At 67.8% G+C, this 18,400-nt stretch carries 20 protein-coding genes; 15 read left to right on the top strand and 5 right to left on the bottom strand.

Annotation, left to right across the window (positions count from 1 at the left end):
- On the bottom strand, positions 1-1,058 hold a 1,058-nt coding region (locus D457_RS0129560), incomplete at its 3' end, for a pentapeptide repeat-containing protein (protein ID WP_017584279.1).
- 518 nt (positions 1,059-1,576) lie between these two features.
- On the opposite strand from D457_RS0129560, the gene D457_RS0129565 reads away from it, so the two are divergent.
- The 11 genes from D457_RS0129565 (at position 1,577) to D457_RS36020 (ending at position 11,044) form a co-directional block, all read left to right on the top strand.
- Positions 1,577-2,143: a hypothetical protein gene (locus D457_RS0129565; protein WP_017584280.1), complete on the top strand. Its 567-nt coding sequence runs from the start codon at positions 1,577-1,579 to the stop codon at positions 2,141-2,143.
- A gap of 427 nt (positions 2,144-2,570) precedes the next feature.
- Positions 2,571-2,888: a hypothetical protein gene (locus D457_RS0129570; RefSeq protein WP_239646255.1), complete on the top strand. Its 318-nt coding sequence runs from the start codon at positions 2,571-2,573 to the stop codon at positions 2,886-2,888.
- 203 nt (positions 2,889-3,091) lie between these two features.
- The gene (locus D457_RS0129575) at positions 3,092-3,454 is read left to right on the top strand and encodes a hypothetical protein (protein WP_017584282.1); all 363 of its coding nucleotides are present in this window, start codon (positions 3,092-3,094) and stop codon (positions 3,452-3,454) included.
- A gap of 35 nt (positions 3,455-3,489) precedes the next feature.
- Positions 3,490-4,125 carry a nucleotide-binding protein gene (locus tag D457_RS0129580; RefSeq protein ID WP_017584283.1) on the top strand — a complete coding sequence of 212 codons (636 nt, stop codon included), beginning with the start codon at positions 3,490-3,492 and terminating at the stop codon, positions 4,123-4,125.
- Positions 4,122-4,469 carry a hypothetical protein gene (locus tag D457_RS0129585; protein ID WP_017584284.1) on the top strand — a complete coding sequence of 116 codons (348 nt, stop codon included), beginning with the start codon at positions 4,122-4,124 and terminating at the stop codon, positions 4,467-4,469. The genes D457_RS0129580 and D457_RS0129585 overlap by 4 nt, the downstream gene beginning before the upstream one ends.
- Before the next feature lie 236 nt (positions 4,470-4,705).
- Positions 4,706-5,326, top strand: coding sequence for a hypothetical protein (locus D457_RS0129590; protein WP_017584285.1), 621 nt, complete (start codon positions 4,706-4,708; stop codon positions 5,324-5,326).
- A gap of 137 nt (positions 5,327-5,463) precedes the next feature.
- A complete protein-coding gene (locus D457_RS0129595) occupies positions 5,464-6,552 on the top strand; it encodes a tyrosine-type recombinase/integrase (RefSeq protein WP_017584286.1) in 1,089 nt (362 codons plus the stop codon).
- 27 nt (positions 6,553-6,579) lie between these two features.
- Positions 6,580-6,909, top strand: coding sequence for a hypothetical protein (locus tag D457_RS0129600; protein WP_017584287.1), 330 nt, complete (start codon positions 6,580-6,582; stop codon positions 6,907-6,909).
- A 506-nt stretch (positions 6,910-7,415) separates the two neighbouring features.
- Positions 7,416-7,706 (top strand): hypothetical protein, encoded by a 291-nt coding sequence (locus tag D457_RS0129605; RefSeq protein ID WP_017584288.1) that lies wholly within the window; start codon positions 7,416-7,418, stop codon positions 7,704-7,706.
- Between the two features lie 388 nt (positions 7,707-8,094).
- Entirely contained in the window at positions 8,095-9,072 is a 978-nt protein-coding gene (locus tag D457_RS34320; protein WP_017584289.1) for a hypothetical protein, read from the top strand.
- Positions 9,073-9,490: 418 nt separating this feature from the next.
- Positions 9,491-11,044: a helix-turn-helix domain-containing protein gene (locus D457_RS36020; protein ID WP_017584291.1), complete on the top strand. Its 1,554-nt coding sequence runs from the start codon at positions 9,491-9,493 to the stop codon at positions 11,042-11,044.
- A gap of 382 nt (positions 11,045-11,426) precedes the next feature.
- Here the strand turns inward: D457_RS36020 and D457_RS0129630 are convergent, their stop codons facing one another.
- A complete protein-coding gene (locus D457_RS0129630; protein ID WP_017584292.1) occupies positions 11,427-11,657 on the bottom strand; it encodes a hypothetical protein in 231 nt (76 codons plus the stop codon).
- Positions 11,658-12,651: 994 nt separating this feature from the next.
- Here D457_RS0129630 and D457_RS36025 point away from each other — a divergent pair.
- From D457_RS36025 to D457_RS0129645, 3 genes are all read left to right on the top strand, one after another.
- Positions 12,652-13,221, top strand: coding sequence for a hypothetical protein (locus D457_RS36025; protein ID WP_152514416.1), 570 nt, complete (start codon positions 12,652-12,654; stop codon positions 13,219-13,221).
- Positions 13,222-13,354: 133 nt separating this feature from the next.
- Positions 13,355-13,702, top strand: coding sequence for a hypothetical protein (locus D457_RS0129640; RefSeq protein ID WP_239646256.1), 348 nt, complete (start codon positions 13,355-13,357; stop codon positions 13,700-13,702).
- A gap of 147 nt (positions 13,703-13,849) precedes the next feature.
- A complete protein-coding gene (locus tag D457_RS0129645; RefSeq protein WP_017584295.1) occupies positions 13,850-14,158 on the top strand; it encodes a hypothetical protein in 309 nt (102 codons plus the stop codon).
- Positions 14,159-14,962: 804 nt separating this feature from the next.
- Here D457_RS0129645 and D457_RS0129650 read toward each other — a convergent pair.
- The 3 genes from D457_RS0129650 to D457_RS0129660 all read right to left on the bottom strand — a co-directional run bounded on the left by D457_RS0129650 (position 14,963) and on the right by D457_RS0129660 (position 16,897).
- A complete protein-coding gene (locus D457_RS0129650; RefSeq protein ID WP_017584296.1) occupies positions 14,963-15,652 on the bottom strand; it encodes a hypothetical protein in 690 nt (229 codons plus the stop codon).
- Positions 15,653-16,085: 433 nt separating this feature from the next.
- Positions 16,086-16,700, bottom strand: coding sequence for a hypothetical protein (locus D457_RS0129655; protein ID WP_017584298.1), 615 nt, complete (start codon positions 16,698-16,700; stop codon positions 16,086-16,088).
- The gene (locus tag D457_RS0129660; RefSeq protein ID WP_017584299.1) at positions 16,697-16,897 is read right to left on the bottom strand and encodes a helix-turn-helix transcriptional regulator; all 201 of its coding nucleotides are present in this window, start codon (positions 16,895-16,897) and stop codon (positions 16,697-16,699) included. The genes D457_RS0129655 and D457_RS0129660 overlap by 4 nt, the downstream gene beginning before the upstream one ends.
- 159 nt (positions 16,898-17,056) lie before the next feature.
- Here D457_RS0129660 and D457_RS0129665 point away from each other — a divergent pair, with 159 nt between their 5' ends.
- Positions 17,057-18,346: a competence protein CoiA family protein gene (locus D457_RS0129665; protein WP_017584300.1), complete on the top strand. Its 1,290-nt coding sequence runs from the start codon at positions 17,057-17,059 to the stop codon at positions 18,344-18,346.
- Positions 18,347-18,400 lie beyond the last annotated feature (54 nt).

Genomic DNA, 18,400 nt, shown 5'->3' on the forward strand with positions numbered 1-18,400 from the left:
AGAAAGTCCACCGTCGCCCCGGAGAACTCGGCTGCTACAAAGGACACCGTTCCGCCAGTGAAGCGGGCCCTGCCGAAGTACACCATCCCGCCGGTGAAGTGAGCGCCGAGAAAGTCCACCGTCGCCCCGGAGAACTCGGCTGCTACAAAGGACACTCTGCCGTCGGTGAACTCGGCCCCATGGAAGGACACCTTCCCGCCGGAGAACTGGGCAAAGGACAGGTCGCCGCCGTCGAAGACGACGCCGGTGAAGTCGTAGTCCTTACCGCGCCAGCGAGTGGGCTCGCGTAGGCGGTTGCCAATGATGCGAATGATGGTGTGGCGCACCTGCCGGAAAGCGGCGAACTTCAACTCGCGCTCGTGGTGTTCCTCGCGCCGGACCTTGTTGGCGTTCTTGGGTAGAGGGACAGGTGCGGGGGTGTAGGGCATGCGCAGGTAGGCGCACAGTACGTCGATGACCATCTGCACCAGGTCTTCGCGGCCGCGGGGCGCTTCATCGGCCAGCCTTGCCAGGGCGTGGACGCCAGCCAGACGGACGGCGGCGTGTTCCTCGCCGAGTTTGCTGCTGGCGCTGTCGAAGGTGTCAGTGAACAGCTTCGCGATCTCGCGCTCTTCTGCTGTCTCGGTGGTGCGCTGGCGCCGGTAGTGGATCACCAGTAGCGCCACACCGCCCAGGCCCGCCACGACGGCGAAGGCTCGGGTCGCGATCGCGTCCAGAGCGCGCGGGGACAGGTCGGTGGGAAGGTCGAGCCCGGGGGTGCCCAGGACGAGCCAGATGAGCACCACCATCCCCGCCACGGCCCCGATGGCCACCAACCAGGCGGCGAGGATCAACCACCGCAGCCAGACCTGGGTCTGCCGCTGGGCGCGAACCAGTATGGCGGCGAGCACCAGCACGACCGTAAGAACCGAGCCGAGAGCGATGCGCTCCACGGGCAGATCATCAGGCAGCAGACCCCACAGGAACGGGAACAGGGGCCATGCGGTGGCGGTGAGCGCAGGCAGTGCCACAGAGGCGAGGGCGATGCCGGTCCACTGGCGGGGGGTGAGTGAACGCATGACCGCCACGGTAGACCGCCCGCGCTTGGTGCGGACGGGAGTTGGCGCATCCGGTCAGTGGCCACGCATCGTCACTATGCGCCCGATCGAGCCTCACACGGTCCTCTCCTCCCCGGTTCGCGTCGCGCGCGGCGTTCCTGCTGTTCAGGAGGTAGACCAATTCGGCCGTTCCGAATGGTCTACCTTCCCCGTGTGGTTCATGCCCTTGTGTCGGTTTCTGGCTTCCGGTAAGCCCCGCATAGCGGTTGCCACGGCCATTCACCCCGCAGCCTTCGACGGTCACCAGGAGCGAGCACGGCCCGAGGCGGCGACGGCACTGACATCTTCGCGGCCGATGCTCGCTGACAAGTTGGTGGCCGATCCACTGACATCCCCGCGGCCGTCAACACTGGGACCGCCCTGAGCGACCGCGCACCGGAGCCTGCGGGTAGACCAGTGGAACCGGTGAGCCTTGGTATCTCGAAGAGATACAAGAGCTCACCGCTTCCAAATCCATCAGTGACGATAAGGTCCGCCGTATGGACCACACCTCCGAAGAACCCGCACCCGTCGACGGCTCCGAGCACGAGGACATGGTGATCGAGACCGTCCGCGAGAAGCTGATCCGCCGTACCTGTGAGTGGTGCGGCAAGGAGATCTCACCCCGGACCAAGGGGAAGGGGCGCAAACGGCGCTACTGCTCCCCCGCGCACCGCCAGCGCGCCTACGAGCTACGCACCGCGCGCGATCGCCAGGAGCGCGACCAGGAGGCCGGCCTCGCGCGCCGCGATGACGAGCCGGTCCGCGAGGTCATCGAGCGCACCGTCGTGCGCACCCGGCTGGTACCGGCCAGCCCGTGGGAGCGCCCCGGAATGCGACCGGGCGGCCAGCTCTACCCAGGCGTCGACCCTGCCCCCGCACCCGAGCGCCAGGAGGACGGCGAGATTCGCCCCCGGGAGCTCCAGCGGATCCTGGTGCGCACCGCGGCCGCGATCGCCCAGGGCCAGCTGTCGGTGCGCGAGGTCGAGCGAATCATGCGCGGAGTGGACGCGGTGAAGGTGTCAGGGGACCGGTTCTACGACCAGCTCGGTAGGCGTCACCGATGAAGAGATGTACCCAGGTATCTGCGATACCGGTGTATCGGCGTGTCGTCCGTATGAGCACAGGTACCCCTCCGGAATGGAGGGACGGTTGGAGGACACGGCGAGCCAGTGAAGACGGCAAGCACCCAGGTATCTGCGATCCGTGCTGATCGGCGTGTCGCGCCGCGAGAAGACCTCCGGCGGGCGCCTGGTGGTACCCGGGGCTCGCCGCCCCGGGACCCCGCAACCCGGCGCCCACAGGACGTGTTCGACCCCTGCGCCCAGGCGCCGGAACCCCGTCCGGACCGGGCCGTGCGTCCCGTGAGCGCCAATGGTGCCTAGGTGTAATCCGTCAGTGACTTTATTGGATGGCCTGGATGTGCTTTTCGATCACTGAGGAGTGTGTTCGGTGTACTGGGATCGCTGGTCTGGCTGCGCTGGTGGGTGGGGTGTGAGCAGACTGGAGGTCCTGAGCGAAGTACATAGGTGGGGGCACACGGTGGGGCAGCGCAAGGGAGGACTCGGTCCTCGCGGGAACCGGTGGGTCGCGGCGGCCGCCGCCCACCACATCCACGAAGCCGAAGTCGTCGACGACGAGCGCCTGGCCGTCCCCGCCGGAACACCAGCACTCCTGTCCCGAACCGAAGCCGAGGACGTCCTGGAGGTCCTGGAGGCCGTCGCTGTCGCCACCCCCGCAGGACCGAACAAGGCCCGCGTGGAAGAGCTCGCCCTGGCGCTGCGCGAGCGTCTCCGGGAACACCAAGGCTGAGCGGATCGGAAGCTCTCTTCCGAAGTCGCCGCCGAAGAGGGCGACTAGGAAGTGCCCTTCCTAAGCCCCGAGCGGTCCCCGGCATTGAGAACTCTGATCTAAGGATCCGGCTGCTTACGTCAGCACGTCATGACGTAGGTACGTCGCTCTCTGATCTGTGGAAACGGCATCCCCGTAGGAGGGCGAAGGCCACACTGGAACCCATGACACCTATCTCCCGATGGGCGGCCGCCGCCCTGACGCCGTTCGCCGTCGTATTGTGCGCCCTCGTTCTCCAGCCCACGCTCGGGTTCAAGTTCGCCCTCGGGTACGCGGTGATCACAGCCGCGATGCTCTGGTTGCAGTGGTCGATGACGCGCTCCACTCCACGCGGCCGCACCGGTTCCTGGATCAGCATCCCGCTGCTGGCGTTCGTGGCGACCCTCGGATACAACTCCGGTGCGGTTCTGGGGCTGTCGACTGCCGGGTCTCTCGGCTTCGCCGCCGCGGCCGTGGTGTTGTTCATGCCTGTGCTGTGCGTCGCCGTCACCGAGCGAACGCCCCACCTTGATCCCGTGGTGCCGTAGGCACGTCAGTACGTCATGCCGTACCGTCGTGCCTCATGAGAGCTTCCATCGCGTACACCAACACCAAGCCCGGCACGGGCAAGACCACCACCAGCGTGCTGGTGGCTCAGTCCCTTCACCAGCGCGGGTTCGACGTGCTCCTGGTCGACGCCGACCCCGCCCAGTCCGCGCTCGCCTGGTCCGATGAGGTCGGCGGCTTCGGCTTCAAGATCGTCGGCCTGGCCACCAAGGACGCTGGCCGCCGCCTCGGGGACTTCGCCGGCCCCGACACCTTGGTGATCGTGGACCTGCCCCAGGCCGAGGACCACGGTGCCATCGTGCGCAGCGTTCTGCGCCACGTCGACGAGATCACCATCCCGGTCGCGCCCTCCACGATCGAGATCGACCGCACCGGCGCGATCACCGAACTCCTCGAGGAGGTCGCCGAGGTCCGCCAGGCCCCCGCCCGGATCGCGGTCCTGCTCAACCGGGTGGTGAGCGGCGCCCGGTCGGGCCGCGACGCCCGCGAGGGTCTGGAGGCCATGGGCTACGACGTGCTCGACTCCCAGATCCCCCGGCGCGAGGCCTACGCCCTGGCCTACGGCGCCGCCCCGGAGGTCCCCGCCGGTGACCCCATCGAGATGCTGGCCGACGAGTACCTGCGCCGCGCCGGGATCGAGGTGACCGCGTGAGCGCTGCGAAGTCGAAGTCGTCTGCGGACCGGTTCGCGAAGGCGGCCTCCTCCCGTCGCACGGCACCCGCCCAGGCCACACCCGAAGAGGCCCAGCCGCGGCCGGAGCGGGGCCGCACGGCGGTGCGGTCCAAGCCGTTGCGCACCACCGTGGACCTGTCGCCGGCCGACCACAAGCGGCTGAGGAGGATCGCGGACCGGCTCGCCGACGACCTGGATGTGGGGGAGGTTCCGCGCCGGGCGGTGTGGCTGGCGCTGTTGGCCGAGCTCGCCGAGGACGACGCCCTGTACGAGCGCGTGCGTGACCGCGTCAAGGAGTCCAGGGACGACGTAGACACGGCATGACGTAGATACGTCTCCCTTTGAACTGCATCAACTCTCTCAGGTGACGCCTGTCGCCTCCGCCTGGCCCGCGCGACCAAAGAGAGCTGGCGGGTTCGAGTTCGCGCGCCTGTGGGCATCTCACAGGCGCGGTTGCACGCCGCCCCGGGTCAGGGTGGCCCGGGGCATTCCGCATGACGTATCTACGTCATGCCGTACACACGTCACCGTCTGACCAGCTACCCCCTTTTGGAGAAGACGTGAGCAGTGCCGAAGACCGGTACCGAGACGCGGAGAAACTCGCCCAGGAGGTGGATGAGGAAGCGCGCCACCGTCGCGAGAGCCGCGTCCGGGAGCTGGAGCGCCTCAAGCGCCTGCACGCCGAGGAGGCCGAGGAGGACCGTCACCTCTCCCAGTACGCCCGGGCCATGCGCGCGGTGCGCCAGCACCAGCTCCGCCAGGAACCCGCCCAGATGCGCCGCTCCCTGATCGGGTTCAGCGTCGGCTTCGTACTGATCGCTCTGGTGGGCGCGGTCATGGTGTGGATGCTCCTCGCCCAGATGCTCATGGACCAGGGCGCCCCGGGGTGGGCCGGCCACGGTGCGGGGGCCCTCTACACCGCGGCCTTTGGCGCGGCGATGGCCGGGTACTCCCGCAGCTGCTGGGCCAGCCCGACCCCGCCACGGCCCCTGGTGCTCACCGTGTGGGTCCTGGTGCTGTTGCCGGTGCCGGTGATGGCGGCCGCCGCCTGGGTCGGGTGGATGGGCTGGACGGTGTTGGTGTTCCTGGTCCCGATCCTGCTGTGCGGGTACAGCGGGATCTTCGCCTGCGGGATGCTCCCGCAGCAGTACCGGCAGATCGAAGCCCAGCGCGAGACGTAGGTACGTCATGACGTGAATACGTCACAAGGGGAGGCCGGGCCCGGGTCCGATCTCCCCTTCTCTGTGACTCTGACTTTCGATAAGCTCACTTGTCGAAAGTCAGAATCGGACATCAGCCACACCCCTGAGGAGCCCCTGTGGACGGCGAGCAGATCCCCGAGCAGACCGAGATCGTGCTCTTCGACGACGGCCGCCGGGGATCCTCCTCATCGACGACTTCGACCTCGATGACTTCAACTTCCCCGGGGACCCTCTTCCGCCCGGCCGACGCCGAGCTGACCCCGGGGGCCGCGGCCCGGGTCGCCGACGGGTGGGCGGCCTCGACCCAGACCGGCTACGCCCGAGACTGGAAGAGGTTCTCTGCCTGGTGTTCAACAGCGGGGCGCACCCCGCTGCCCGCCACCCCGGAGACACTGGCGTCCTACGTCGATCATCTGGCGACCGCCGGGCTGGCCCCGGCCACCATCGACCGCGCTTTGGGCACCATCGCCTCCTACCACGAGGCCGAAGGCCACTCTCTGCCCACCAAGGCCGCCCGGATGGCGCTGCGCTCCTACTCCCGCCAGTGGGCGAAGGGCGGTGGGCGCCGCCGTCAGGCCCCCGCGCTGAGCGTGGACCAACTCCGGCAGATGCTGGAGGCCACCTCCAGCGGTCTGGTCGGTCTGCGCAACCGGGCGCTGCTGCTGCTCGGGTACACGATGATGGCCCGCCGCTCGGAGCTGGCCGCGCTGGACATCGGCGACGTGCGCGAGGTCGCCGACGGCCTGGAGGTGTTCGTCGCGTCCTCGAAGACGGACAAGGACTCCGCCGGGGTGACCGTGGCCATCCCCTACGGCACGCACAGGCTCACCTGCCCGGTGCGCACGGTGGCCGACTACCTCGCCGCCCTGGCCGAGGCCAGGGTCACCGACGGGCCGCTGCTGCGTTCGGTGGACCGGCACGGCCGCGTCGCGGGCACCCCGGAGGCTGCCGGGCGGAGCACGGGGCGGATGTCCGGGGCCGGGATCAACCTGATCGTGAAGGAGTTCGCCGAGAAGGCCGGTCTGGAAGGCGTCACCGCGCACTCCTTGCGCGCCGGCCCCGCCACAGCAGCCGCGGCCGCCGGGGTGCCCCGAGCATGGATCGCCCGCCAGGGCCGCTGGTCGGAGAGGTCAACGGCCATCGACTCCTACATCCGCCCCACCGACGCCTGGCGCGACAACCCGATGCGCAAGGTAGGCCTATAGGAGTCACAGGAGAAGACCATCCTGCAGGTGCTGCACGAGAAGGAGGTCTTCCTCAAGGCTCGTGCCCTGCCGCCAAAGCTCATCATCAACTTCGCCTACGAGTCCTACTTGACTTTCAAGGGTTTTTTGTGGGTAGTTGCTGTCCCCCTTGTGGGCGGCCTGTGGTCGAAAACGCGCACAGACCACACCCAAGCGATTCTCAGAGCAGGCCTCCCTGAGCCCACAGTCTGGGCATTTTTGCACCTCAAGGGGCTGTCGTCCGCTCCCCAAGGCTGGTTGCCACTCGCCAGGATCACCCTGAACTCATCCACCCGCAGGGAAGTCCGAGAATTCCAGGAGTCAGGGGCCTCCCAGTAGAGTTGTGCCAGCACCTTGAAGCACCGGAGAGGTCGGCCAGTCCGCGCGGATGGCCGAGTAGGGACACCACGAGGGTGACCCGGTCACCGGTGAAGGAAGGAGCGGTCCATTGGATCGAAGCAAGCGCGATCGGTGGACGCCGCCCTGGTGGCTCCCCCCGATTCTGGGAGGCGTCGTCCGGGTGGCTCTGCAGGTTCTCCTCGACATGGTCGGGGGAAACGGCAACGGCCCTGGTGGGACACCGTGATGGTGCCCGACCAGAGCCGCTAACAGAGAAGAAGCAGTACCGGGGCTTCCACGTGCCAGCGTGGAGGCCCCACTTCTTGTGTCGGGCAGGGAAGGAACTTCCCCGTTCCGATGCCCCAATACTACGACGGGGCGAACCTGGGGAGCTCTGCTTGGTGCGGGTGATCCACATCGAGACCCTGGGGGTGCTGTTAACGAACGTGTCAGCAGCCGCAAACGCTAGCCCCCGCAGGCTCGCTACAGGGGCTAGCGTTCCTCCCATGAACAGGAACACCAACGAGCTGACCGAAGACGAGCACGCTCTCCTGGACCACATCCACCGGGCGGGCGAGCCGGTGGAGGCCAACTCCTTCTTCGCCGGGATGAACACCGAGACCGGCCGCCGTGCCACCGAGCGACAGGTGAAGCTCTACGAGGCCTACGTGAGCCTGTGGCAGCGGGATCTGATCGAATCCGCCATCCCTGCCGACGGGCTTCACGCGGACAGGATGGTGCCCACCAAGGCCGGGGTGGCGGCGCTGCGAGCCGCCGGTGGGGTTCCACAGGGCTGACCCCACCCAGCACACTGCCCCGCCTCGAACCGTGAGGCGGGGCAGTGGTGTGTTCACCGCCAGGGCTGTTTGAACACTGCCCGGATCCGGTACCCCTTGTAGGTCCGGTCGCGTTTGCTGCTGGTGACACCTCCGTTAATGGCACCCCGACTGGCTACCTCCTTACCTGCAGGTAAGGAAGAGCTCCACTGGTTCACGACTCAGGACGTAGATACGTCATGACGTACTCACGTCGGCTCTTTGGCCTGCACAGATCGAACTATGCAAGGCGAGCTGCCGGGGCTTGGTCTGTACCGACCTCTGTGTTGAGTTCGTGGATTCTCGAGACAGTGTCAGGCTTCCCTGACATGCTATGTGTCAGGAAACCCTGACACGAACGGAGGCCCTCATGGGCTGGACTCTGGCCACCACCTACGCCCCCGCTGAGGACCACAACGGCTTCACCGTGATGGTCCTGGACAACACCACCGCCACCAGCAAGTGGAGCTTGGAGATCGCCGACCGCGTCACCGGTTGGCGGGCCGGGTGCAAGTGTGGCTGGAGCGGACTGGACACCTTCTCCCGCGCCGACTACCCCTCCGAACACGGCCGTGCGACCGACCAGGTCACGCAGTACTTGAGCCAGGCCTGGCAGGACCACGTGTACTCGGCGGTGCCGGAGCTGCGCCTGCACACCCTGGCCTCCCAGCGGTCCCTGACCGACGCGGCCCTGGACAGCGAAGTGCAAACACTCCGGTTGCGCTCGGTGTCCTGGGACCGGATCGGTGCGGCTGTGGGGATCGCCCGCCAGAGCGCCTGGGAGCGGTGGAAGCACCTGGACCTGGAGCGCCGCGAGCACACCCCGGTGTCCGGGCCCGCCACGTTGTCGGCGATCCTGCCCGCCCTGGACCAGATCGACGCGGTGGTCGGACCGCACCTGGTCCACGACAACGAGCCGGACCCCGCGGTCCTGGCCATCTGGCAGACGGTCCTGGGGCTGCGCCGCCTGGTCGCGCCCGCCAACCCGGCCGAGGCCGCCGACGCCGTGTCCAAGCTGGAGGCGGCCGCCCAGTCCCTGCGCCGCCACCACGCCACCGAACTCGGGCTGGAGGCCCTGGCCGCCGAGTCCGGCAAGGGCCGGGCCGATTCCCTCGACCTGACCCCCTACGAGGTCGCTGTCGAGGCCACCGACTTCGAGGACGAGCCCCGCACGTTCACCGTGTCCATGCAAGGGTCCTTGGACCAGCACGAGCTGGTCGAGTACGCGGTCGTCGACGGCCGTCGAGTCACTGACCCGGCCGTGCACGCCGACATCGGCTACGCCTTGGAGCTGCTGGGCGAGGCCGCTGGCAAGGCTCTCTACGATGACGACGTATCTACGGCATGACGTATACACGGCATGCGATGAACAGGGGAAACACCGCTGCCATGGCCTGCGCCGTGAGCTGATCCTGCGCCAGCATGCGGCCCCGCACCAGTTGAAAAACCTGGCGCGGGGCCGCTTGTGTTTGCTGGGCTCCCGGTAGTTCTGGCGGAAAATCCAACCTTACCTAAACCGCACCCCCTTTCGGGAGCAGCCGAACAGGATCGTGCGTCACCTAAACCGCACGGGGGAATCCAGCGAAACTCCTTACCTAAACGGCACGTGTGGTTTAGGATAGAGGGTGACGCGAACACATCCCTGAGGAGCACGCCGTGAACGAGACCCCCCAGCCGCTGACTGTTGGCGATCTGCGCCGCGCCCTGGCCGACCTTCCCGACGACGCGCGCGTGCTGCGCGCACCGGCCACCACGAAGGAGGTCTGATGGCGCGTGGAGCGGGCCTGCCGCTGGACGGCGCCCGGCTGCGCAAGGCCCGACAGGCGGCCGGGCTGAGCCAGCGCGTGCTCGCCGAGCGACTCACGACCACTCGCCAGCAGGTGATCCGCTACGAGCAGGGCCAGGAGCGGCCGGAGGTCAAGCGCCTGGCCCTGCTCGCGGCCGCGGTCGGGGTGGGTGTGGCTGATCTGGTCGAGCCCGAATCCCTGCCCGATGGGCTGGCCGGGCTGCGGGTCGGGGCGGGGCTCACCCTGGCGGCGGCAGCCGAGAGCGTCCGTGGCCAGCTCCCTGCCGGGATCGCGTGTTCGCGCCCCGTCCTGGCCGGTGCCGAGCGTGGAGAGCAGCCGCCCACCTGGGTGCCGTTGGAGGCGGCCGGGGCGGTGCGCTCTGCGCTGGGGTCGGCCTACGGCGCCGGCCAGGAGGCGGTGGTCGCCGCGTGGGAGGCCACGTTCGGCACGGTGGCCGCCCCACCGCCGGAGCACCAGGACGGATCCGACCGCACCCCCGACCGGGAGGTTTCCCAAACCACACCCCCACTGCCCGACGCAGAGGAGGACCACGCCCCCCGTGCGGTTTCGGAAAAGCCCGCGCAGGAGGAACCCGGGCTTCCCCTGGATGGCGCACCCGAGGAGTCAGCGCCCCCGCCGGTGAAGGAAGTGTCGGTGCGGGTCCGGGGCCAGGCCGACCCGAACGGGCGCGTCTTCTGCCTGCTGTACACCGACACCGCGACCATCGGCCACCTCGAGGACCGCCACCACTGGGACCAGCGGGAGGGATGGACGCTGCACGGGCTGCTGTCCGAGGAGGAGCGCGAACGCCTCACCCCGCAAGAGCAGCTCGCCCCGGACGCGGTGACCTCCGAAACCGACATGGCCGCTGCCCTCCCCGAACTGCTGTCGACCCTGTTCGGCCGCCCGGTTTCCGTCGTGAGCCTGCACGGGGAACGCACGGACCTACCGATCCGCCCCGCCGATATGGAGCGGTGGGAACTACGGCGGGGCCGGGTGACGGGCCGCGATGACATCTACGTGCGCTCCCGCTGCTGGGGCTGGTTCCAACGCGCCGGGGACGGCATCACCGTGCACACCGCCGACGGGCCGGTACCCGGCGGGCCCTGGCCCACCCGGGAGGAAGCCGCCAGCGCGCTGTGGGCGCACCTGACCGCACCACTGCCCCCACCCCAGCTCACCAAGTCGGCCTGGACCAAGCGGCGGATGCGCGGCCGCCCCAAGCAGCGGCCGCTGTGCCCCTACACCCCGGCCGAGCTGGCGCGGGTGCGCCTGGTCGAAACCCCGGACTCGGCCAGGCGCACCCGCCAGTACCAGGCCCAGGGGCCCGACGATCAGGTCATCGGGTTCGTGTGGAAGCGCCAGCACGTACCGGCCCCGCGGTCCTGGGCCTACTGCGCGGCCGACGCCTCCGGGGAGCCCGTCAACACCGCCGCAGCGTCGGCTGTGGGCACGCGCGCCGAGGCCGTGGAGCGTCTGTTGGCCCAGCCTGGCCCGGTATGGGCAGACCCGGCCGAGGCCATCGTGCACTGAAACCCGCCCCGAAGGCCCGCACAGCGCAGAGTGCGTGTGCGGGCCTTTCGTGTTCCTGCGGCCGCCGGGGACAGAGCCGTTTTGCTAGGTTTCTGCGGGGTTCTAGGGGGTGGCCGGTGCGCGGAACCCAGGAGGAGCTGGCCCTGCCCTGGGACGGGCGCGGCCAGCCCGACCGGTCACGCCCGGTGGGCGCTGCCCACCCTGACCGCAGACCGGCGGAACACACGGGCCAAGCTCTGAAATGAGGGGGAGGAAGCATTCGTGCTTCTTGCCTGTCCGAAATCAGGGCACTCGGGTTCTTTGACATCGAAAGATCCTGTGCCTTGGTGGTGGGAAGGGGCAGAGGCACTTCTTCCCACCACCAGGAACTCAGCAAATCAGGCTAATCAACATCCTCACGACACCCCTGTTGCGCGGAGTCGTGGTCGCAGTCATGTCGGGCACCACCCCCCAGCAGGAAGAAGACGGCCGTGAATGCCGCGCCACCCGCGAAGACGCCTTTGATCACAGCGTGATACGGATTGTCGCCGCCCATGTACCAAAGCAGGCCGGAGCCGATCCCCACGAGGCTGGCCGTCAGGAAGGCCAGATAGAGGCGCAGGTCAATACCCATGGGAGCGCCTTTGGGCATGTTCATCGAACCGACGCCCCCTGGAGCCGCAGGTTTGGTACAGTAAGGCGCTTCCACGCTGAGCCAAATTTATGAGCGAGGGAGTTCCTCTTTTTTGAGGCAGGCGACCGGCCTTCCCCGATCTCCACATCATCGAAGGCCGGTCGTTTTTTAATATCCTCCTTCCACGTTCCAAAGCATGATCCGACTTCTTTGGGGATCATGACATTCATCGGCACCTTCCTCTGACCTTGAATTAATGAGTGCTGTGCCATGTGAGAGGACCCTCTGGTTTCGGTCAAGGGCCATGGGCACACCGGACATGCGCTGTTGGGGGGCCGTCCTAGTTCGGCTCCGACCGGCCGCAGCACGACCGTCAAGCAGGCGCTTGACATGCGGGGATGGTAGTTCACTGGGCGCCTTCGACCACATCACTGTGACCTGAACGCACCTTATGCACGATTTGTCGTCTTGTGCGAGTACATGCGTGCACCCAGTTCCACTCCTGCGAAGAAGGATAGTGGTGCCGAATGCCTGCAGCGGCGGGGTTTTGCCGCTGGAGACGAAAAAGGACAGCTGGACACCCTTTAGGATGCGAGCAAGTAGACGGTTCTAGACGAGGAATGCCGCCGTGCCCCCTTGGAAGAGGCCAACAGGAATTACAGGTCCTTTGGCGAAGCTCAACGACGAGCTTCATCAGCTACACCGGGATGCTGGGGAGCCCTCCCTGGACACAGTCCTGAGGAAGGTCAACTATGGCCGTGGTACCGACACGGTCTCCCGGGCGACGGTGCACAAGGTGCTCACCCACCACAGGTTGCCCACTCGCGCGACGATGACCGCTTTCGTGCAGGCGTTGCTGCCTCTGGTCGAGCCCGCGCGGGACCCTGTCCAGGAGGCCAAACGGTTCATGCAGTTGTGGGGTGAGGCCAGCCGAGCCCAACAGCTCCCTGCGACCGCTCCGACGCCCCGCCACAGGCCTGACAGGATGTCGGCTGTGAGCAGCCCGGAGGTGCTGGTCGAGGCGTTGGAGACCCAACTGCGTAGCGCTCTGGGAGGAGTTCGCACTCTGCGCCATAGCGTGGAGGAGACGCGGGAGGAGGCCAGCAAGAAGAGCACCGAGCTGCTGTGGCGAGCACGCCGTCAAGCCGAAGAGCTTCTGGCCCAGGCCCGGGAGCAGGCACGCGAGCTCGAAGCCCAGGCCCAGACTCGGGCGGAGTTTCTCGACGCCATTGCTGAGGCCACCCAGCGGCAGATCCACCATCTCAAGAAGCAGCGCAACGAGCTCCAGGACTCTGTGCAGAGGCTGTCTCTGGTGGAAGCCGACACCGCAGCAGAGCTGTCCCGGGCCCGGAGGCAGGAGCTAGACAAGCTGGACAGGCTCGGAGTGCCCGACTCGCCCAAGGACGCGGAGTGGGATGTGCCCGAGGCCGAGCCCCTGCCCGACCTGGACTTTCCTGAGACCGAGGCGTCTACTTCTGTCTACCTGCCCGGCCCACGGCCACCTCGAGCCGAGGTCACCGATCCAGCCACGGCACCTTCCGGACCGAACTCGGCACACTGGTGAACCAGACGGTTTCATGTGCTTATGCACGTGCATATGCACGTGCATAAGCACTCTGATTAGGTGAGGGACTGATCGCGACCTACCCGGGGAAGCGGTGACCGATGAGGATCTCTGACCTGTCTAACCTGGCCATATGGCAGATCAGCCAACACCGGCGGACGAGTGGGGGGAGTTGCCGTCCCCCACCGAGCCTGGGTGGGCGGGCTGGTGCCAGCACTGGCTGGCCGTGCACAGCCCGCTGGCGCTGAATGCCCGGGCCTCCGCCGGCCACCTGTCGGCGCGGGTTCACGGTCGTCTGCTGTGGCAGTACCTGACCGAGCGCCGCCTGGTCCTGGAGGAGCAGCTCGCCCAGGAGCAGGCGGACGGGATCACTGACCGTGCGCTCCAGGCCCGGGAGTCCGACCGCTTCCAGGAGCTGGCCGAGACCCGGGAGATCCTGCGGGTGCTGGAGCTGATCGGCCCGCACCTGCCCGGCCGGTGACGTGCGAGACGTAGCACCCGTGCGAGGAGTGCTACGTCGTTCCGAGGGGGTGGGGGTGCCTCCCCGGAGGGGTTCAGGAGACCGAGAGGTGTCTGCCGCTGGCTCTTTGTACGGGTCTGGGGATTTTCAGCGGGCATCCTGGGAGACATGACCGAGCACCCCGAACAGGACCACCTCACCGGCCCCGACGTCGAGCACCTGGCCGCCGTGCTGCGCCGCCGCCGCGCCGAGTTGGCCGGCGCCACCGGGGTGCGGATCGGGCAGGGCACGGTGGTGCACGGGCTGGCCACGCACATGTGGGCCGGGGTGGCGGTGCCCGCGGTGGCCTGCCACGCCGCCGTGGACCCGCTCCGATTGACCCCGTCAGCGGGGCCGGTGACGTGTCGGCGGTGTCTGGGCCGGGCCCGCCAGGAGCAGGTGCAGGTGCCGGGGCAGACCAGCCTCCTGGAGGAGTAGGCCCCGGCTTCTCGGTGAGGATCGACTCGGAGTGGAGTTCGACCGGGTGGTCGACCGGTCGACGTGGTGGTCGACCACCCGGTTCAGCGGATATTTCTCCGGGAACGTGGCGGCGTTTGAACCGGGTCACCTACGCGGCTGTCGAGGGCCAGGCCGTGAGCGATCCTGACGCCCCCTCCCCCGGGCGGAGTTGTCCCCCGTCATGGTGTGTCCCCGGTGACCCGCGCGGCCAGGACCTGGTCGAGGTCGACAGGCTCGTCCGCTGACCTGCGGGGAGTGGAACTGTTCCGGGGTTTTGTCAGCGTGCAGACCCGGCGACACGCGCGCTCGAAGTTCCGCGACCTGCGGGGAGTGGAACAGTTCGGAAAACTCGTCCGCTGCTGAGGCGTTCCACCCGCGCGTTCGTAGCCCGCGGCCACCGCAGCGATCCCAACGCCCCTCCCCCCGGGGACAACACATCGGAGGTGGCCGGCCAACCGCCGCCAGGCGCTCGTGTTGCTGCTCTGGTTGACGGGTTCTGTTGAAACTGGCCGGTAGCCAGGGCTCTCCGCACGGGGTTTCCCGAGGCACACCCGGTGGCCAATCCGGTTCCCCGCACGCTTTCCTGGTCGGCGGAACCGGGGCGGCTGCCCTGACGGCGTAGATCATCCGACCCGGTGAGGACGACCGGATTTGCTAGGGTTCCGCCGGGTTTTCGCGGGGGTCGGGCTGCTGCCTCGCGCGCGTGCGCGTAGGAACCGGGTCGACCGGTCGACCTTGCGGGTCTCGGACCATGGCAGGAGAAGGAGGGACCGGTCCCCCAGATCACGGAGTGGGAGCGCACATCCGGCATCGCTTGTAGTACCGGCCGCCCTTGGGCCCCGTGTTCTCGGTCATCCACGCACGAGCCTCCTCCCCCGACATGGGTTGGAAGGGAACATGCGCGGGGAGCTGCTCCGATTCGTCGACCGGAAGACCGAAGTCGTCGTAGGCGTGGGCGAATGCGCGGAGCGGCGCCACGTCATCGGGTTTGTGGGCCGTGAAGCCATCTGGCATGTCCCGGCGGACGACACCGCATTTGACCGTGTGCAGCCCCATGGAGCTGCCTGTGGCGAAGGGGAACTCGTCGGGCAGGGTCCACCGGCGCCACCGTTCGGCCATGGTCTCCAGGTGGTGGGCGAACGAGGAGCGCTGCTCTTCGCAGGTCTGGCATCCGCCATCGCGCACGCACCAGGCCAGTTTGTCCTCGACGGTCTCGTAGTCGTAGCAGCCTGCCGAGTCGTAGAGCGTGTCCACCACGTTCAGCAGGAGCTCCCGAGCGTCTGCGGCTTGTTCCTCTCCTGCGGCGACGGTTTCAAGGAGGTCGAGCACCGCGGGCAGCTCGATGCTGAATCCCTGGCCTTCTCGGATGGGGCGGTCTCGGACCTTGGAGGAGGTGACTCCGAAGGAGAAGCGGACATCTTCCATCTTCGCGCCTGATGTGGTGCGCAGGTTGATCGCGTGGTTGGAAGGCATGGTCCTGCTTCCTTGTCGTCGGGGTCGGTGAACCACTCAAGCACGACGAAGCCCGGGGTGGGGGAGGAACGGCGTGACGTCACGCGTGACCGCGGGCGTGACCGTCACGAACCCTTCCCCGAAGGGTTCGACGGACCCTTCCCCGAACCCTTCCCCGAAGGGGTCTGTGGGTTCTATCCTCCCTTCGGGGAGGGACATGACCTGCGTAAACCCGACCACCGACCTGTGGTCCCGCCGTCCCCGTCGCTGCTGCTTTTCGTCCTGCCCGCGAGCGGCGCGAGCGGAAAAGTGGGGGCGTTCTCATGATCTGGTACATGATCTGTGTGTATGTACTGGTGGTCGGTAGTGGCTACCGCCTTGTTCGGGAACCATTACCGCTACCTACGGAATGATTACCGCCGATCATGGAACTGGTTACCGGCGCTGGTTGTCATTACCGGTACTCCTCTGCCCAGTCCTCCCCGCGAGCCGCGTAGAACATCTCCCACTTGACGGAGGAGACCAGCTCCCTCCACGCGGGCTCGCCTCGCCGGCCCCGGTCGCGGTCCCACAGCGCCCTGCAGGAGGGCGCCTTCTTGCCCGCGCGGGTGCAGAAGATGAACTTGTCCAGGTACCAACTGGTCTGGTAGCCGCGCGGACCCTCGACCGGCTTCACGAGGCTGTGCCCCTTGGGGTTGAAGTCCTTGAGGCAGAAGGCACAGGTGAACGGGAGCCCTTTGGGGCCCTGCAACGGCAGCCCTGTCCAGCCGTCGGGGATCTGGAGTGTGTACTCGTCGGAGCGCCCCTTGTGCGGCACCCCGCGGCGCACGAGGCGGGCCATGTCCATACCCCGCAGCACCTGGAGTGCCCGTCGGACCGTCTTGTCGGTGTAGCCGGTGTCGCGCTCCAGATGGGAAATGCCGGGAAAGCAGCTCTCTCCGTCCTCGAAGTTCGCGTACAGGGCCGCGGACATCGCGACGTGCTTGACCGAGGACTCCACGAGCAGGGAACGCACCAACGTGTTCCAGCGGCTCTGGAAGCCCCCGGACGGGTGCATCGGGTGGATCATCGCGCCGCCTCCCCGCTGCCGGTCACCCAGGCGTCCACCTCGGTGAGGCGGTAGCGGATGAGGCGTCCGCCAGCCCGGTGCCAGTCAGGGCCGGTTCCTTCGCGGCGCCAGCGACGCAGAGTGTCGGGGGAGACCCTCAGATGGTGGGCGGCCTCGGGTTCGGTGAGCCAGGCCGGAGGGTTGGTGCGATCTTCCATGTCGTAAGTATGTACGACTGCGGTGACATCTCTGCACGGGTATGACCGCTTGTGCACGGCCAGTTCACGGTTCCTACCGCTCCTGCCCGGAAATGTCCTATGCGCATGCTCTACTCCTCTCCCCCGCTCCGGCTTTTCCCTCAGGCACCCGGAGGCCCCGTGGCCCAGGAACTCGCGCTCATCCGCTGGACCGAGACCGGCATCATCCTCGATCCCAACCATGACGACTTCGACGTGGCCCCCACGGTCATCCACGCCCTACGCGGAGCCCCCGGAGGACCACGGCGCACCATCAAGGTCGGCGTTCTGGAGTGTCAGCGCTGCGTAGAAATCAACCGGTCCTCCACCTCGGTGTACCTGCGCCGCCGCGGGGATCGGCTCACCGTGGCCCACCACAAGTCCGACGAAGGCCCCTGCTACCAGCCGGAAGGACCCGAGCATCTGGCGTGGAAGGAGCGCATCGCCACCGACGCCGAACGGGCCGGGTTCACCGCGGTCATGGAGTCCTCTACCAAGGACCGCTCGATCCGCTCGGACGTGGTCATCATTGGCGCCCAGGGCCAGGAGGTCGCCTGGGAGGTGCAGATGAGCCGCATCCGCGCTCCCCAGGTCCTCAAGCGCAGCCACAGCGCACTGCGCCAGGGCCGCTCGCCCTCGTGGCTGACCACCGACCGCCGAGCCGGTTCGCCGACCCGGGCGTTGATCAACCGGGCCCCGTGGTCGATGGTCACCCAGATCGTCCCCGAGCAGATCCGCATGGGCCGAGCTGCCCGGGTCGTCGGCGGCCTGCGCAACTTCGCCTGGCAGCGCTGTATCGAACTCCCCGGCCGCTGTCCCGAGTCCACCGGCATCGGCGGATGGACCTACGACTGCGGGGACTGGCACGGCAGCTGGGAGAAGGTCACCGTGCCGGTGGAGGACTTCGTGGGCAAGACCGCGGCTGGCCTGTACGTGCCCATCGCGGTCCCCGGGGTGGACCACAACAGCGTGATGCGCATGTGGGTGCGACCCGAGGACCATGAGGCCTACGCCCACGAGCGCGGTCGCCGCTTCACCGAGCAGGACCTGCCCGAGCATCTGCGGATCGCCACACCACCGCCCCGAGCCCCTGCTGGTACACGTCGGGCCCGGTCCAAGGAGTCGAAGCTGCACACCACCAGGAAGGGTGGGACGGGAATGATGTCGGCGGAGGCATCGATGCCGGTCGAGGCCGAACTGGCCGAGCAGGTCCACCTGCCGGTGTTGACCCGGCAGGCACCTCCCACTGATCTCGAGGTCTCGGCCGGGGTGGATGAGGTGGACGCCTGGTTCCAAGTGGCGGTGGCCGAACCCTGCTCCCGCTACCTCGGGAGCCAGGAGCGGATGTGCTCAGCGAGCCCGACCCGGTTGTACCCGCAGGGGCGGCGGTGTTTCGAGCACGCCCCGAACGCGTTCACAACGATGCCGTAGGTACGGCATGACGTAGACACGTCACACCTGACGCACGCATGTGCCACCCAGCCA

Source organism: Nocardiopsis valliformis DSM 45023 (genome assembly GCF_000340985.1).
Taxonomy (GTDB): domain Bacteria; phylum Actinomycetota; class Actinomycetes; order Streptosporangiales; family Streptosporangiaceae; genus Nocardiopsis; species Nocardiopsis exhalans.